At 69.7% G+C, this 16,222-nt stretch carries 13 protein-coding genes and 1 pseudogene; 5 read left to right on the forward strand and 9 right to left on the reverse strand.

Annotated elements, in window-relative coordinates:
- Positions 1–590, forward strand: a pseudogene (locus JWR86_RS11145) (hypothetical protein); the annotation flags it as partial.
- A 30-nt stretch (positions 591–620) separates the two neighbouring features.
- On the opposite strand, the gene JWR86_RS11150 reads toward JWR86_RS11145, so the two are convergent.
- Positions 621–2,930 (reverse strand): NADP-dependent malic enzyme, encoded by a 2,310-nt coding sequence (locus tag JWR86_RS11150; RefSeq protein ID WP_299565086.1) that lies wholly within the window; start codon positions 2,928–2,930, stop codon positions 621–623.
- A 30-nt stretch (positions 2,931–2,960) separates the two neighbouring features.
- Here JWR86_RS11150 and JWR86_RS11155 point away from each other — a divergent pair, with 30 nt between their 5' ends.
- The gene (locus tag JWR86_RS11155; protein WP_299565089.1) at positions 2,961–3,614 is read left to right on the forward strand and encodes a CatB-related O-acetyltransferase; all 654 of its coding nucleotides are present in this window, start codon (positions 2,961–2,963) and stop codon (positions 3,612–3,614) included.
- On the opposite strand, the gene JWR86_RS11160 is transcribed toward JWR86_RS11155, so the two are convergent.
- The 3 genes from JWR86_RS11160 to aspS form a co-directional block, all read right to left on the reverse strand.
- Positions 3,556–4,641: an acyltransferase gene (locus JWR86_RS11160; protein ID WP_299565091.1), complete on the reverse strand. Its 1,086-nt coding sequence runs from the start codon at positions 4,639–4,641 to the stop codon at positions 3,556–3,558. The genes JWR86_RS11155 and JWR86_RS11160 overlap by 59 nt on opposite strands.
- Complete coding sequence (locus tag JWR86_RS11165) at positions 4,641–5,522, reverse strand: glycosyltransferase family 2 protein (RefSeq protein WP_299565111.1); 882 nt, start codon at positions 5,520–5,522, stop codon at positions 4,641–4,643. Before JWR86_RS11165 ends, JWR86_RS11160 begins: the two co-directional genes overlap by 1 nt.
- Positions 5,523–5,646: 124 nt before the next feature.
- The gene (gene aspS / locus JWR86_RS11170) at positions 5,647–7,458 is read right to left on the reverse strand and encodes an aspartate--tRNA ligase (RefSeq protein WP_299565093.1); all 1,812 of its coding nucleotides are present in this window, start codon (positions 7,456–7,458) and stop codon (positions 5,647–5,649) included.
- Between the two features lie 162 nt (positions 7,459–7,620).
- Here aspS and JWR86_RS11175 point away from each other — a divergent pair, with 162 nt between their 5' ends.
- Entirely contained in the window at positions 7,621–7,809 is a 189-nt protein-coding gene (locus JWR86_RS11175) for a hypothetical protein (protein ID WP_299565096.1), read from the forward strand.
- A 46-nt stretch (positions 7,810–7,855) separates the two neighbouring features.
- Positions 7,856–9,010, forward strand: a complete 1,155-nt coding sequence (gene rnd / locus JWR86_RS11180) for a ribonuclease D (protein WP_299565098.1) — start codon at positions 7,856–7,858, stop codon at positions 9,008–9,010.
- Positions 9,011–9,012: 2 nt separating this feature from the next.
- On the opposite strand, the gene JWR86_RS11185 is transcribed toward rnd, so the two are convergent.
- The 5 genes from JWR86_RS11185 to JWR86_RS11205 form a co-directional block, all read right to left on the reverse strand.
- The gene (locus tag JWR86_RS11185; protein ID WP_299565100.1) at positions 9,013–10,536 is read right to left on the reverse strand and encodes a Ppx/GppA phosphatase family protein; all 1,524 of its coding nucleotides are present in this window, start codon (positions 10,534–10,536) and stop codon (positions 9,013–9,015) included.
- Entirely contained in the window at positions 10,511–12,727 is a 2,217-nt protein-coding gene (locus JWR86_RS11190) for an RNA degradosome polyphosphate kinase (RefSeq protein ID WP_299565114.1), read from the reverse strand. The genes JWR86_RS11185 and JWR86_RS11190 overlap by 26 nt, the downstream gene beginning before the upstream one ends.
- Positions 12,728–13,015: 288 nt before the next feature.
- The gene (locus JWR86_RS11195; RefSeq protein WP_299565102.1) at positions 13,016–13,705 is read right to left on the reverse strand and encodes a DnaA/Hda family protein; all 690 of its coding nucleotides are present in this window, start codon (positions 13,703–13,705) and stop codon (positions 13,016–13,018) included.
- Complete coding sequence (locus JWR86_RS11200; RefSeq protein ID WP_299565104.1) at positions 13,698–14,810, reverse strand: AI-2E family transporter; 1,113 nt, start codon at positions 14,808–14,810, stop codon at positions 13,698–13,700. The genes JWR86_RS11195 and JWR86_RS11200 overlap by 8 nt, the downstream gene beginning before the upstream one ends.
- A 34-nt stretch (positions 14,811–14,844) precedes the next feature.
- Entirely contained in the window at positions 14,845–15,375 is a 531-nt protein-coding gene (locus JWR86_RS11205; protein WP_299565106.1) for a CDP-alcohol phosphatidyltransferase family protein, read from the reverse strand.
- Between the two features lie 128 nt (positions 15,376–15,503).
- Between JWR86_RS11205 and purM the strand changes: the two genes are divergently transcribed.
- Positions 15,504–16,222 (forward strand): phosphoribosylformylglycinamidine cyclo-ligase (gene purM, locus JWR86_RS11210; protein ID WP_299565108.1); only part of this gene is annotated, 719 nt, incomplete at its 3' end.

The raw sequence follows: 16,222 nt of genomic DNA on the forward strand, positions 1-16,222 counted from the left end.
GCAACCTCACCTTCCCGATCCCGGCCAACCCGGAGGACGACAGCCTGAAACAGCTCGCCGAACTCGGCTACGAGCGTGTGGACGGTTCGCTGACCACGCATCTCGGCTGGAACGAGGCGGGCCAGGAGCTCGTGATCCGGGAGATCTCAGTCGACGGCGCCGGCATGGGAAGCGCCGTCCTGCGCGGCATCGTCGGCAACGTCACGCGCGACGTGTTCAGCCCCGACAGCGCCGTGGCCACCGTCGCGGCCGTTGCGGCCACCGGCAAGGCGCTCGAGCTCACGCTCGAAAACCGCGGCCTGTTCGAGCGTGTCATCGCCCGGGAGGCCCGCCGCCAGAAGCGCAACGGCGAGGATATCCGTCGCGAATACGGCATGGCTGCCGCGGTCGGGATTCCGGCGATCCTCGGCAATTCGCAGGGCGCCAAGACCCTGGCACAGGCCGTGGCCCGCTTCGTCGCGAAGCCCGGCCGTCTGATCGTGCGGGCGCGCGCCAAGGCGGCCGGCGGCTACGGCCTCGCGGACTTCACGGCCGGGTCCGATCCGGCCTCGGTCATCGAGGCGCTGGAGATCACCGCCGTCGCCGAATAGGGCGGAGCCGGCGCCCGCCCTCGCCTCGGCTCAGATGGCGAAGGAGGCGGCCTCCGCCTCTGCGGCGGATTGCGCCTCAACCACGGCGACCGCGGTCATGTTGACGATGCCGCGCGCGGTCACGGACGGGGTCAGGATGTGCACCGGCCGCGCCGGCCCGACCAGCACCGGCCCGACCGGGAGGGCGTCGGCCAGCATCTTCACGATCTGGAAGGCGATGTTGGCCGCGTCCAGGTTGGGCATGATCAGGAGGTTCGCCTCCCCCTTCAGCGCCGAGCCCGGATGGACCCGGTCGCGGATCAGCTCCGACAGGGCGGTGTCGGCCGCCATCTCGCCATCCACCTCGAGCGTCGGCGCCCGCTCGCGCACCAGCGCCAGGGCCGACCGCATCTTTTTGGCGGAAAGGGAATCGGACGAGCCGAAATCCGAATGCGACACCAGCGCGATCTTCGGCTGCATGCCGAAGCGCCGCACGTGGCTGGCGCAGGAAATCGCCATGTCGGCGATCTCCTCGGCGGTCGGCTCCGGCCGCACATGGGTGTCGGCCAGGAAATAGGCGCCCTTGGAGGTGATCAGGAGGCTCATGGCGGCGAGATCCTGGATCCCGGGCGCCAGCCCGACGATGTCCGAGATGTGCCGGAGGTTGGACCGGAACCGCCCCTCCAGCCCGCAAAGCAGCGCGTCCGCATCGCCCCGACGCAGCGCCAGCGCGCCGATCACGGTGGCGTTGGTGCGCACCAGCGTGCGGGCGGCGTCGGGTGTGATGCCCTTGCGGCCGGCCACCTCCAGGAACGTCGCCACGTAGTCGCGGTAGCGCGGGTCGTCCTCGGGATTGGTGAGGTCGAAATCGCGCCCCGGCACCATGGACAGGCCGAAGCGCTTCAGCCGCGCCTCGATCACGGCCGGGCGGCCGATCAGGATGGGCCGCGCGATGCGCTCCTCGATCACGACCTGGACCGCGCGCAGCACGCGCTCGTCCTCGCCCTCGGCATAGACCACCCGCTTCGGGGCGGCTTTGGCAGCCGTGAAGAGCGGCTTCATGACGAAGCCCGACCGGAACACGAAGCGGCCGAGCGATTCGGCATAGGCGTCGAGATCGGGAACTGGCCGCCGTGCCACGCCCGTCTGCATGGCGGCCTCGGCCACGGCCGGCGCGATGCGCAGGATCAGGCGCGGATCGAAGGGGCTCGGGATCAGCGAATCGGGCCCGAAGGGCCGGGCCTCACCGCCATAGGCACGGGCCACCACGTCCGACGGTGCTTCCCGGGCGAGCGCCGCGATGGCCCGGACGGCGGCGGCCTTCATCTCCTCGTTGATGGTGCTGGCGCCGACATCGAGGGCGCCCCGGAAAATGTAGGGGAAGCACAGGACGTTGTTGACCTGGTTCGGGAAGTCCGACCGGCCGGTGCAGATCAGCGCGTCCGGCCGCGCCGCCCGGGCGAGGTCCGGCATGATCTCGGGCGTCGGGTTGGCGAGCGCCAGGATGAGCGGGTTGGCGGCCATCCGCTTCAGCATCTCGGGCTTGATCACGCCCGCCGCCGAGAGCCCGATCACCACGTCGGCGCCCTCGATGACCTCGGACAGACTGCGCTTGTCGGTCGGCTGCGCATAGGCGGCCTTCCACTTGTCCATGAGCGTGTTGCGGCCCTGCCAGACGACGCCCTCGATGTCGGTGACCCAGATGTTCTCGCGCCGGACCCCGAGCGAGACCAGGAGGTTGAGGGTCGCCAGCGCGGCCGCGCCAGCGCCAGAGGTCACGATCTTGACCTCGTCGAGCTTTTTGCCGCCGAGTTCGAGCGCGTTGAGCACCGCGGCCGCGACGATGATGGCGGTGCCGTGCTGGTCGTCGTGGAAGACCGGGATGTTCATCCGGGCCTTCAGCCGCTCCTCGATCTCAAAGCACTCGGGAGCCTTGATGTCCTCGAGGTTGATGCCTCCGAAGGTCGGCTCGAGGGCGGCCACGACCTCGACCATGCGGTCGACCTCGTTCGCATCCAGCTCGATGTCGAAGACGTCGATGCCGGCGAATTTCTTGAACAGGACCGCCTTGCCCTCCATCACGGGCTTGGAGGCGAGCGGGCCGATATTGCCAAGACCGAGCACCGCCGTGCCGTTGGTCACCACGGCCACGAGGTTCTGCCGGATAGTCAGGTTGGCGGCCTCGGCGGGATCGGCCGCGATGGCCTCGCAGGCGATGGCGACGCCGGGCGTGTAGGCGAGCGCGAGGTCGCGCTGGTTGCCGAGCGGCTTGGTGGGCTGGATCTCGAGCTTACCGGGCCGCGGATTGCGGTGGTAGAACAGCGCCCCGCTTCTGAGGTCGTCCGAGACGCCGTCCGCCATGCTGTCCTCTTCTCTCCGCCGCACCGTTCGGTGAGGCTTCTCCACCGGCTCCGCAACTGGAGCAACCCGCACAATGCCACCCGCGTCCATCTCGCACCGCTGGCCCAGCTCTACGGGTTCGAGATCGGCGAGCATTCCTATGGTCGGCCCAAGGTCCGGTTCCCCGAATCGGGCGCCCGGCTCACGATCGGCCGCTACTGCTCCTTTGCCGACCGGATCGAAATCCTGCTCGGGGGCAATCACCGGACCGATTGGGTCACGACCTTTCCGTTCGGCGCGTTCGCGGAGGCCTGGCCCGGCGCCGACGCGCTCGGCACGGGCTACCACGAGACGCGCGGCGATGTCGTCATCGGGTCGGACGTCTGGATCGGCTCCGGCGCCATGATCCTGTCGGGCGTGACCATCGGGGACGGGGCCGTGATCGCGGCCCGGGCCGTGGTCGCCCGGGACGTGCCGGCCTACGGCATCGTGGCCGGCAATCCGGCGCGCCTCATCCGCACCCGCTTCGACGACGAGACGGTGGCGGCGCTGGTGGAGACGGCCTGGTGGGCCCTGCCCGACCGCGACGTGGCCGCCCTGATCCCGCTGCTGCAGAGCGAGCGGCTGGGTCCGTTCCTGGAGGCCGTCAGGGCGCTGCGGGCTCGATCGTCCGCAGCGTCCGCCGGCCCAGCGCCCGCGCCTTGAGGGCGAGCGCGGGCCGCTCCACCGCGAACCAGGACAGCGCCGCGATCCCGAGCGTCAGCAGGAGCGAGGGCGCCAGCAAGGCCACCGCGGAGGCCGTCGGGAAGATCTGGCGCAGCGCCTGCTGCACCGGCCAGCCATAGAGGTAGGTCCCGTAGGAGAAATCGTGGCGGAGGTCGAAGGCCGGCCGGGCCAGGACCGGGGACAGCGACAGCCACAGGATGCCGTAGGCCTCGGCCGCGAAGAGCAGGGCCTGATAGGCCGGAGACCGGAGGGCCAGGATCGCCGCCCCGAACAGGATCGCGGCCAGGAGCCCGGACAGACGGACCCGGTCGCGCCACAGGTAGAGCGCCCCGCCGGCCGCGAAGAGGAACGGCAGCCGCAGCGCCGTCTGCTGGCCCTTGCCGGCCCCCGGCAGGAGCACGTCCAGCAGCAGCACGGCCACGAACAGCGCCGCGGCTAGACCGGCTGCGAAGCGGCGCGACCGGAGCAGGCCCGCGAGCCCGGCCACCATCACGCCGCCGTAGCACAGCACCTCGTATTTCAGCGTCCACACCGTGCCCATCGGGAAGCGGAACGGATTGTCAGCGAACACGCCCGGCAGCACCGTGTTGCTCTTGAAGGTGGTCACCGTGCTGGACACGAACCGCCAAAGCCCGGGATCCTGCAGGTAGGCGGCGAGATCGAGCCGGGTCAGCGCGCCGCCGATCAGAAGGCCGACGATCAGGGTGGCGACCACGAGGCCCGGCACGATGCGGAGCGCGCGCGACAGGGCGTAGTCCCGCCAGCCGCGGCGGGCGAAGCTCATCGTGACCAGGAAGCCGGAGATCGCGAAAAAGCCGTTCACGGCGTGCTCGCCGAGCGTGAAGCCCGTCGCGGCGGCGAGCGGCTCGTCGCCGACATGGCCGGTCGTGACGCTGAAGGCGTGCGACACCACCACGGCCAGGGCCAGGGCCAGCCGGGTCACGGCAAAGCCGTTGGAGGGCCGGGACAGCGCGGCCTCGATCGTGGGAAGCCGCCCGAGTCCCATCACCCGTCCAACCCCTCCCGACCGAGCGCCGTCCGGCCCCGCAAAAAGGCCAGGGCGCCGGCCGCGGAGCCGAGATAACGCTCGATCACCGACCGGCGGAAGCTCAGGAGGCTGAGAAGCGCCTTGGGGGCGTTCAGGGCCAGCATGCCGGGGGCCGCGCCCGGGAGGCCATACTTGCTGGCCACATAGGCCCGCGACCACGCCTGGTGCCAGCGGGAGCGGAACACCCGGCCCGGGGCCGGCGCGCTCGACAGCCCTCGCCCGTGCCGGGCGGTGCCGTGGTGCACGTGAACGGGCGCGCGGCCGGCATCCAGCAGCCGGCGGCAGAGGTCATCGTCCTCGTAGAAGAGGAAAATCTTCTCGTCGAAGCCGCCGACGGACAGAAACAGGTCGCGGCGGATCAGAAAGCAGGCGCCGGACAGGAAGGGCGCGCAGACATCGCCGTCGGGCCGGCACGGAACCCCTTTCGGGTTGGGCAGGACGGCCGAGAGAAGCGAGCGCGACTGAAAGAACAGGCGCGTCTCCCCTTCCAGGAGGCGGGGGGCCAGAAGACCGGCATCCGGGTAGCGGGCGGCGGCCGCCAAAAGTGCGGCCGTGGTGCCGGGATCAAGCACGATGTCCGGATTGGCGATCAGCAGGAACTCGGCCCCGCTGGTGCGCGCCCCCAGATTGTTGGCCCGACCATAGCCCTCGTTCCGGGGGAGGCGCAGCACGCGCGCGCCCAACCGCTCCGCGACCTCCGCCGAGCCATCCCGGCTGGCGTTATCGACCACGAGGGCCGGCACGCCCTCGAGCGCCAGGGCCGCCAGGCAGGCGGGCAGGCGCTTGGCTGAATCGTGCGCGACGACGAGCGCTTCGATACGGGCAGGATTCACGGCGATGGGCTTTCTGCAGGGGGGAGCTGAATCGCAGCCCCGCCCGCCTCGCCCGGGACGCCGCGACCCGGGACCGGCGTTCCGGCCGCCGGGGCCACCCGCACGTCGCGGGCGGCAGCCGCTGCGCCGGTCACCCCTTCGCGGGCAGGTTCAGCCGAATGTGCAGCTCTCGAAGCTGCTTCGGCGTCACCTCCGAGGGGGCGCCCATCAGGAGGTCCTCGGCCCGCTGGTTCATCGGGTAGAGCACCACCTCGCGCAGGTTGCTCTCGCCGCAGAGCAGCATGACGATGCGGTCGATACCGGGCGCGATGCCGCCGTGCGGCGGGGCGCCATAGGTGAGCGCCCGCAGCATGCCGCCGAACTTCTCCTCCAGCACCTCCTCGCCGTAGCCCGCCAGCCCAAACGCCTTGCGCATGATCTCGGGGCGATGGTTGCGGATGGCGCCCGAGGACAGCTCGATGCCGTTGCAGACGATGTCGTACTGGAAGGCCTTGATGCCGAGGATGGTGTCCTTGTCGTCGGGACCGAGCGCGAGAAAGGCCTCGTGATCGAAATTCGGCATGGAGAACGGGTTGTGGGAGAAGTCGACTTTCTTCTCCTCCTCCGACCACTCGTACATCGGGAAGTCGGTGATCCAGCAGAAGGCGTATTGATCGGTGTCGGAGAGTTCGAGCTCGTCACCGATGCGGATGCGGGCCTTGCCGGCGAGGCTCGCCGCCTTGGCGCTCTCGCCCGCGGCAAAGAACACCGCGTCCCCGGCCCCGACGCCGGCCCGCGTGGCGATCGACGCCTGGACGTCGGGCGGAATGAACTTGGCGATCGGCCCCTTGCCCTCGAGCCGCCCGGATTCGTCGGAGAAGATGATGTAGCCGAGGCCGGCCGCGCCTTCGCTGCGGGCCCATTCGTTCAGCTTGTCGAAGAAGGAGCGCGGCTGCGATCCGGCCCCCGGCGCCGGGATGGCCCGCACCACGCCGCCCGCCTTGATGACGTTCTTGAAGGCGTTGAAGGTGACGCCCTCCTCGGAAAACTCGCGCGTGACGTCGGCGATCACGAGCGGGTTGCGGAGATCGGGCTTGTCGGTGCCGTATTTCAGGGCTGCGTCCGCGTAGGTGATGCGCGGGAACTCGCCCGTGACGCGCTTGCCGTCGGCGAATTCCTCGAACACGCCGCGCAGCACCGGCTCGACCGCCTGGAACACGTCCTCCTGGGTGACGAAGCTCATCTCGATGTCGAGCTGGTAAAACTCGCCCGGCGAGCGGTCGGCGCGCGCGTCCTCGTCGCGGAAACAGGGCGCGATCTGGAAATAGCGGTCGAAGCCGGCGATCATGGTCAGCTGCTTGAACTGCTGCGGCGCCTGCGGCAGCGCGTAGAACTTGCCCGGATGCAGCCGTGACGGCACCAGGAAGTCGCGCGCGCCCTCGGGGGACGAGGCGGTCAGGATGGGCGTCTGGAACTCGAAGAAGCCGCCCTCCTTCATGCGCCGGCGCAGCGAATCGATGATCTGCCCGCGCCGCATGATGTTGCTGTGCAGCTTGTCGCGGCGCAGATCGAGGAAGCGGTATTTCAGCCGCTGCTCCTCCGGGTATTCCTGGTCGCCGAAGACCGGCACGGGCAGCTCGGCGGCCGGGCCCAGCACCTCCATGTCGGTGATGTAGAGTTCCAGTTGGCCGGTGGGCAGGTCCGGGTTGGCGGTGCCGGCCGGGCGCTCGCGCACCACGCCGTCGACCCGGACCACCCATTCCGAGCGGACCTCGTTGGCCAGCCGAAAGGCGGGCGAATCCGGATCGGCGACGCATTGCGTCAGCCCGTAATGGTCGCGCAGGTCGATGAAGAGCACGCCGCCATGGTCGCGGATGCGGTGGCACCAGCCGGACAGGCGAGCGGTCGTGCCAATGTCGGACGGGCGCAGGGCGCCGCAGGTGTGGCTGCGATATCGATGCATGACAGGTCGCCTGGGGTGAGCCCGGCTCCGACCATGCGCCACCCGCCAAGTCAAGCATCCGGACCGTGGCGGCCCTGCGCCGGGCGCAGGCCGTTAACTCAAATTCGCAAGGTCCCGTTGAGACTCTGGCCACCAAGAAAGGGCTCACCGCGAGCCCCTGTTATGCCCCTCAGCCTTCCCCGAACGCTGCTGCTGTTTTTGTGCACCGCCGCGGCTTTCGTGACCCTCGGGCGGGCGCCCGGCGCGGTCAGCCTGAAGACCCGCGACATCGAGGCCGCCATCCAGGGCGAGGGGCGGTCCGGCCGCGACAAGCGCTCCGTGGCCACGTGGCAGCGCGGGCCTGCCGCGTGAGTCATTCTCCCGTCGCGCGGCCCGAATAGCTACGCTAAGACGGCGCATGGAGTTGATCACCGAGACAGCCGCCCTCGAGGCAGCGTGCGCGCGCCTGGCCGCCCTGCCCTTCGTCACCGTCGACACCGAGTTCATGCGGGAGACGACGTATTATTCGAAGCTCTGCCTGATCCAGATGGCCGGGCCGGGCGACGACGGCGTTCTGGTCGATCCGCTCGCACCCGAGATCGACCTCTCGCCCTTTCTCCGGCTGATGACCGACGAGCGGGTCGTGAAGGTGTTCCACTCCGCCCGGCAGGACGTGGAAATCGTCTGGAACATCGGCGCCGTGATTCCGACGCCGCTGTTCGATACGCAGATCGCCGCCATGGTCTGCGGCTACGGCGACAGCGTCTCCTACGAGCAGCTCGCCAACGACCTCGCCCGCGCCCGCATCGACAAGTCCTCGCGCTTCACCGACTGGTCGCGCCGGCCGCTCAGCGACGACCAGATCGCCTACGCGCTCTCCGACGTGACGCACCTGGTGTCGGTCTACGAGCGCCTGCGCGAGGAGCTCGACAGCACCGGCCGCACGTCCTGGCTGGACGACGAGATGAGGATCCTCACCTCTGAGGCCACGTACCGCAACGACCCCGACCTCGCCTGGACACGCCTCTCGGGCCGCATGCGCAAGCCGCGCGAGATCGCGGTGCTGATGGAGGTGGCGGCCTGGCGCGAGCGCGAGGCGCAGAGCCGCAACGTGCCGCGCAGCCGCGTCCTCAAGGACGAGGCCGTGATCGATGTGGCGACATCGGCCCCGCGCAGCGTCGAGGCCCTCGGCCGTCTGCGTACCATTCCGAACGGGTTCGAGCGCTCCCGCACCGGCGCCGACATCCTCCAGGCGGTCGAGCGTGGTCTCGCGCGCGCCCCCGACACCGTGCCGGTGCCGGGCCGCACCCGCGGCGGCCGCGGCGGTGGGGCCACCGTGGAACTCCTCAAGGTGCTGCTGCGGGCGGTGGCGGAGAATGAGCGCGTCGCCCCCAAGGTGATCGCCAGCGTGGACGACCTCGAAGCCATTGCCGAGAGCGACACGGCGGACGTGCCGGCCCTCTCCGGCTGGCGGCGCGGGCTGTTCGGCGAGAAGGCGCTGGCCCTCAAGGCGGGCGCGCTCGGGCTTTCGATTGAAAACGGCCGGGTCGTGACGAGCGAGCGCCCGACCTGACCTCAGCGGGAAACGCCGCCGATCTCGATCCGGCTGGCGCGGCGGAGCAGCTTGGCCAAAGCCCCTAGCCGGCCGGCCAGCCGCTCGCTCGCAAGCGGGGCCAGCTCGGCCGGGAGGCGCAAGACGACACTGCCGTCTTCGAGGCCGAGCGACGTGCCCCTGAGAAGGCCCGGCATGGCGATCGAGACCGGGTAGGCCACGCGAAGCAGAGCGCCCAGGCGGCGCGCCAGCTCCCGCAGGCGCGGTGTCGCCATCCCGAAGGTGTCGGCCGGCACCTTGTCCGCCGAGAGCCCAGCGTACCGGTAGTGGACCGCCAGGGCGAGAAACGCCCGGCCCGGATGATCGATGGCCAGCAGCGACGATTGCGAGATCAGGGCCAGGCTCTGGTCGCTGCGGTAATCCGGATGGGCGCGCCAGCCGATATCGGCGAGCAGACAGGCCGCGTGACGCAGGCGCTTCTCCCCCGCCGTTTCCGCGATCTCGAGCCGCTCAATGGCGGCGTTTGTCCAGGCGATCAGGTCGTAGCCGTGCCGCGGCGCGCGCGACCGCAGGATGTTGAACTCGGCCGCGGCGACCAGGAGCGGGTCCTCCACCCGGGTCGCCGGATCGAGTTCGCCGTAGAGCAGGCCCTCGCGGACACCGAGCGCCGAGATGGTGATCCGTTGCGGCCGGCCGACCCGGATGATCTCGTCCAGCACGATGGCGCCATAGACCAGCAGCGGCCGCCGCTGCTCGGACACGCCGTCCTGCTTCGTGGCCGAGGCCCGCGCCGCCAGCGCTTGCAGCCCTTCACTGAGGTCGAGATCGTATCCGTGCAGCACGCGCATCGGGTAGCCGCGCTCGGCCATCTGCAGCTTGGCGAGCGCCCGAAAGGTGCCGCCCACCGCGTAAAAGGTTCGGCCGGGCAGCGCAGCAAGCTGCGGCGCGCCGGCGAGCAACTCGCGCGTGATCTTGGCCGCCTTCTTGGGTGAGCCTCCGGCGAGATCGCTGAGGACCAGCCCGCCGAGCGGCCGCGTGATGCCCGATCCCGCCCGGCCCTGGGCCACGTCGATCAGTTCGAGGCTGCCCCCGCCGAGGTCGCCGACCAGCCCGTCCGGCTCGTAGAAGCTCGAGATCACGCCGAAGGCGGACAGCATCGCCTCGCGCTCGCCCGACAGCAGCTCGACCTCGTGGCCGCAGGCGCGCCGCGCCGCCTCCAGGAAGGCCGGGCCGTTCTCGGCGTCGCGCGCGGCCGCAGTCGCCAGCACCCGCACCCAGCGCACGTCGGCGATCTGGCACAGGAGCCTGAACCGGGCCAGCGCCTCCAGCGCGCGGTGGACGGCGTCCTCGGGAAGGCGGCCGGTGGTCGCCACCCCTTTGCCCAGGCCGCAGAGCAGCTTCTCGTTGTAGAGGGGAGTGGGCGCGCGCGAATGCCCCTCATAGATCACCAGGCGAACGGAATTCGAACCGATGTCGATGATCGCGATCGGCCGGACGCGCTGCAGGCGCCCGGGCGCCGGGTCAGGGAGATGAGGAGGAGCGTCCACGCTTCGCAAGCGACCGAGGGCTGGATTTCTTCTGGGACTTGCCCCGGCCGGACAGGCTCGGATTGGTCATGAAATAGCGGTGGGCGTTGAACGGTTCCTCGCCGTCCCGCAACCGCATGCGTTCCGAGGCGCCGGACGGCAATACCGTCCAGCTCTGCTCGGTGTCGAGCAGATTCGCGAGCATGATCTGGTTCAGCACCTGCTCGTGCACGGTGGGGTTGAGAATCGGGGTCAACGCCTCCACCCGCCGGTCCAGGTTGCGGGTCATCAGGTCGGCCGACGAGATGTACACCGTGGCGTCCGGATGGGGCAGCCCGTGGCCGCTCCCAAAGGCGTAGATGCGGCTGTGCTCCAGGAAGCGGCCGACGATGGACTTGACCCGGATGTTCTCCGACAGGCCCGGGATGCCGGGCCTGAGGCAGCAGATGCCCCGCACCACGAGGTCGATCTGCACCCCGGCCTGGCTCGCGTCGTAGAGGGCGTCGATGATGGCGGGATCGACCAGCGAGTTGCACTTGCCCCAGATCGCGGCGGGGCGACCCGCCTTGGCATGGGCGACCTCCTCCTCGATCCGCTTGAGGAGGCGCTTGCGCAGATTCACCGGCGAGACCGCCATCAATTCGAGTTCGTCCGGCTCGGCATAGCCGGTGATGAAGTTGAACATGCGGGCGACGTCGCGGCCCATGGCCGGGTCGGCCGTGAAGAAGGACAGGTCGGTGTAGATGCGGGCGGTCACCGGGTGGTAGTTGCCGGTGCCGACATGGCAATAGGTCACGAGCTGGCCGCCCTCCCGGCGCACCACCAGCGACAGTTTGGCGTGCGTCTTGAGCTCGACGAAGCCGTAGACGACCTGGGCGCCGGCGCGTTCGAGGTCGCGTGCCCAGCGGATGTTCGCCTCCTCGTCAAACCGCGCCTTGAGTTCCACCAGCGCGGTGACGGACTTGCCGGCCTCGGCCGCCTCCGCGAGCGCCCGCACGATGGGGGAGTCGGAGGAGGTGCGATACAACGTCTGCTTGATCGCAATGACGTGCGGGTCCCGGGCCGCCTGCTGCAGAAACAGCAGCACGGCGTCGAACGATTCGTACGGATGGTGGACGACGATGTCCTTGGGCCGGATCGCCGCGAAGCAATCGGAGCCGTGTTCGCGGATGCGCTCCGGAAAGCGGGGATTGTAGGGTTTGAACTTGAGGTCGGGGCGGTCGAGCGAGACGAGCTGAGACAGTTCGTTGAGCGCGAGCGTGCCGGCGATGTCGAAGATCTCGTCGGCTGTGGCATCCAGTTCGTCGGCGACGAAATGGGCGAGGTCGTCCGGCATGGCCGCCTCGACCTCGAGCCGGATGACGCTGCCTCGCCGGCGGCGCTTCAGCGCGGTCTCGTAGAGGAGGACCAGGTCCTCGGCCTCCTCCTCCACCTCGATGTCGGAATCACGGATGACCCGAAAGGCGCCCTGCCCTTCCACGACGTAGCCCGGGAACAGGATGTTGGCGAACATGTTCGTCGCCTGTTCCAGGGTGATGAACCGCGCCCCGCCCGTCTCGGCGAGGTCCGGCAGCCGGATGAACCGGTCGATCTTGGCGGGCAGGCGAATCAGCGCGTTCATGGGCCGCCCGTCGACCTTGCGGGACAGCTTGAGGGCGATCGAGAAGCCGAGATTCGGGATAAACGGAAACGGGTGTGCCGGATCCACCGCGAGCGGGGTCAGCACCGGGAAGAGGTGGTTCAGGAAGTAGGTTTCGAGCCACAGGCGCTCCCGCTCGGTCGTTTCGTCGGCCGAGATCACCACGATGCCGTCTTCCAGCAGGATGGCCTGGAGTTCGGTCCAGCGCCGCTGCTGGTCGGCGGCCAGAGTGGAGGCCTCGAGGGCGATGCGGGCGAGTTGCTCCGAGGGGGACAGCCCGTCCTGCGACAGGGTGTCGATCCCCGAGCGCAGCTGGCCTCGCAGGCCGGCCACCCTCACCATGAAGAACTCGTCCAGGTTGGAGGCCGAGATCGACAGGAAGCGGAGCTGTTCCAGCACGGGGTGCTGGGTGTTGGAGGCCTCCTCCAGCACGCGCCTGTTGAAGTGCAGCCACGAGATCTCGCGGTTGATGAAGCGCTGGGGTGACGTGCGCAGCGCCTGCCCCTCGGCCGCCTCCGCCGCCTGAGCGGGCGCGCTCGGAACGGCCCAGAGCCGCGGCCGCTCGGTCAGGATCTCGCTTTGCTGCGACGCCTCGATGTCCTGCCTCGTCCGTCTCGGTCGCGCGGTCACTATCAGCCTTCCTGTGACAGGGGCGACCTTGCGCGCTCCGCGACGGGCATGGTCGGTCGCCGATCCGGGGCGCAGCCCGGAGCCGGATTCCCGGATAACCAGATTGCGCGAAACCGCGCCACCCGTCGACCAACGATCGACCCCCCGGGCCGGATCCGGACAGCCAGCCCCGGACAGCCAGCATCCCGCGAAACCGGCCGCGAGGCCAGCCCGCCCGGGCGTGGGCCACTCTCAGGCTTCGTCGCCGCGCCCGTCCTGCGGCAGGATGTCCGCCGCCATGGGCCGGGTCACGCGGCGGCCCCGGCTCAGGGCTTCGCGGTCGAGCCTTGCCACGGCCGCGGCGGCAGCCTCGAACGACCGCTCGATGCGGGCGGCCACGAAGCTGACGACGCTCGCATCCACCACAAGCTGCCGGTCCACAAACAGCTTCACCAGCACCGCCCGCAGGAGGTCGTCGTCCGGAGGGTCGATGGCGAGCGAGGGGGCAAGCCGGAGCCGCGACAGGAGGTCTGGCAGGACGAGGCCGCAGCCATCCACCGCGGCGGCGCTAGTGACCAGCAGCGACCCGCCCCGCTCGCGCACCAGGTTGACGAGGTGGAACAGCGCCGGCTCGTCGACGGGGCCGCGGTCGAGATCCTCCAGCACGATGGCGGGCTGGGCCGCGAGCGCCGGCACAGCTGCCCTGCCCACATCCCCGGCCGCCACGGTCTCGGCCCCGGCCCGCTCGGCCCAGATCGCCGCGAGATGGCTTTTGCCGCTGCCCCGCGCGCCACGCAGATGCATGAGCGGGCCCGGCCAGTCCGGCCAGCGCACAATCGTGTCGAAGGCGCTCTCGTTCGACAGGCCGACCAGGAAGTCCTCGATCCCGAGTTGGGGCCGGACCGGCAGATCGAAGGCGAGTTGACGGCCCCGCTCAAGCATCCGGGGCCTGGCCAGCTCGCAGGGAGCGGATCTCCGGCGCCCCCTCGTCTGCTCCGAGATACATCTCGCTGCCGCGATAGCGGGCGAGCGCGAAGCGGGCCAGCACGCCAAGCATGGCCGAGACCGGAACCGCGAGCAGCAGGCCGACAAAGCCGAACATCGAGCCGAAGGCGAGAAGGGCGAACATCAGCCAGACCGGATGGAGCCCCACGGCGTCGCCCACGAGCTTCGGCGACAGAATGTTGCCCTCGACGAACTGCCCGACCAGGAAGATGCCGAGCGTCACGGCGACCCAGGTCCAATCGGGCAGGAACTGCACCAGGGCCACGCCCACGGACAGAAACAGCCCGGTCAGCGAGCCGACATAGGGCACGAAGCTGATCAGGCCGGCCAGCATGCCGATCAGGACGCCGAAGTTCAGCCCGATCAGGCTGAGGCCGGTGGCATAGAACAGGCCCAGGATGATGCAGACCGCGGTCTGCCCGCGCACGAAGCCGGCCACCGCCCGGTCCATTTCGCGGGCGAGGCGCCGCACGGTGGCCCGGTTCCGGGGCGGCACCCAGCTGTCGATGGTCAGAATCATCCGGTCCCAATCAACCAGGAGGTAGAAGGCGACCACGGGCGTCACGACCAGGATCGACATCACGCCGACCACCGCTTTGCCGCCGCTCCAGATGGAGCGCAGAAACGTCGCCACCCAGGCCGCGCCCTGCCCAACCACATCGCCGATTGAGCGTTGCACCTGCTGCAGGGCGTCCTGGCCGCCCACCCGCTCGATCAGGGGCGCGCCGTGCTCGGCGATCAGGCCCTGGAGGCGAGTCACATAGGTGGGCAATTGCTCGGCAAAGGCGACGATCTGGTTCACGGCGATCGGCACGATGATCACGAGGCCGAGCACGAAGATCAGCACGAACAGGCCCAGGATCAGGATCGTGGCCCCGAGCCGCCCGATGCCGATCCGGTCGAGCCGGTCGGCAAGCGGATCCAGCAGATAGGCCAGCGCCGCCCCGGCCACGAAGGGCAGCAGGATGTCCCGAAGCACATACAGAACCAGAAGCGCGACCAAGCCGGTCGCGAGCCACATGCCGAGTTGCCGCTGCATCATGCCAACCCAGCCGGCCGCACAGGTCGGCGGGATGTCAGCCTGCCATGTGCCGGAGCCATCGGGCGAGATAGGCAGCGGCCGAAAGCACGGTCAAGACTGCGACCACGACCATGCCGGCCAGCAGCACGCGGCCAGGCGGGTCGTCCATCGCCATCATGCCGAGAACAAGAGCCGCGTAAGCGATTTGCGCGGCAGTGTTCAGTTTTGACACGAAGAGCGGTTTGATCTCCACCGGACGGTCCATCAGCCTGGACACCAGAATGGCCGACACGATCATCGCGTCCCGCGACACCACGATCACGGCGAGCCAGCCCGGCAGCACGCCCACCACCGACAGGGTGACGTAGATCGAGACCAGCAGCGCCTTGTCGGCGAGCGGATCGAGATAGGCGCCGAGCTCCGTCCGCAGATGGTAGCGCCGGGCGATGATGCCGTCGGCCGCGTCCGAGATCCCGGCCACCACGAAGACCAGGAACGCCGCCATCCACAGGCCCTGCCCGATCATCACCACGACGATCGGGACCATGATCAGCCGCGCAATCGTGATCAGGTTGGGGATGGTCATGGACGCTACAGGGGGGCTAGGGCGCTGCGGCCCGGCCGCTCCGAGGGTTGAGCTTGCGCCCAGTCGTTCGGACCCTTACTCCCCGGCCGATGCCAGGGAAAGAGCTGATCGCCGATGCGGACCAGGGCGTGAGCGGGCCGGAGAACACGGCTGTCGCCGGGCTGACCTATGCGGATGCGGGTGTCGACATCGACGCCGGCAACAGCCTCGTGGACCAGATCAAGCCGCTCGTCCGGGCCACGCGCCGGCCGGGCGCGGATGCCGAGATCGGCGGGTTCGGGGGGCTGTTCGACCTCAAGGCCGCCGGCTTCGTGGACCCGATCCTGGTCGCGGCCAATGACGGCGTCGGGACCAAGGTCAAGATCGCGATCGAGACCGGCCGCCACGGCACCATCGGGATCGACCTTGTCGCCATGTGCGTCAACGATCTCGTGGTGCAGGGGGCGGAGCCGCTCCTGTTCCTCGACTATTTCGCGACCGCCAAGCTCGAGCCCGCCGTCGGGGTGGAGATCGTGCGGGGCATCGCGGAGGGCTGCCGCATGGCCGGTTGCGCCCTGATCGGCGGCGAGACCGCCGAGATGCCCGGGCTCTACGGCCGCGGCGATTATGACCTGGCCGGATTTGCGGTCGGCGCGGCCGAACGCGGCACGCTGCTGCCGCGCGGCGACGTGGTGCCGGGCGACGTGTTGCTCGGCCTGCCCTCCTCCGGGGCCCATTCCAACGGCTTCTCGCTGGTTCGCCGCATCGTGGAGCGGGCCGGGCTCGGCTGGACCGAGCCGGCGCCCTTTGAGCCCGCCCGCGAGCTCGGCGAGGCGCTGCTCGAACCGACCCGGATCTATGTGAAGCC

The organism is Enterovirga sp. (assembly GCF_028290205.1).
In the GTDB taxonomy this organism is placed as follows: domain Bacteria; phylum Pseudomonadota; class Alphaproteobacteria; order Rhizobiales; family Beijerinckiaceae; genus Enterovirga.

Coding starts and splice junctions, on each gene's coding strand:
- JWR86_RS11150 (WP_299565086.1), bottom strand. CDS start 2,930: ATGGCGGACGGCGTCTCGGACGACCTCAGAAGCGGGGCGCTGTTCTAC.
- JWR86_RS11160 (WP_299565091.1), bottom strand. CDS start 4,641: ATGGGACTCGGGCGGCTTCCCACGATCGAGGCCGCGCTGTCCCGGCCC.
- aspS (WP_299565093.1), bottom strand. CDS start 7,458: ATGCATCGATATCGCAGCCACACCTGCGGCGCCCTGCGCCCGTCCGAC.
- JWR86_RS11175 (WP_299565096.1), top strand. CDS start 7,621: ATGCCCCTCAGCCTTCCCCGAACGCTGCTGCTGTTTTTGTGCACCGCC.
- rnd (WP_299565098.1), top strand. CDS start 7,856: ATGGAGTTGATCACCGAGACAGCCGCCCTCGAGGCAGCGTGCGCGCGC.
- JWR86_RS11195 (WP_299565102.1), bottom strand. CDS start 13,705: ATGCTTGAGCGGGGCCGTCAACTCGCCTTCGATCTGCCGGTCCGGCCC.
- JWR86_RS11200 (WP_299565104.1), bottom strand. CDS start 14,810: ATGATGCAGCGGCAACTCGGCATGTGGCTCGCGACCGGCTTGGTCGCG.
- JWR86_RS11205 (WP_299565106.1), bottom strand. CDS start 15,375: ATGACCATCCCCAACCTGATCACGATTGCGCGGCTGATCATGGTCCCG.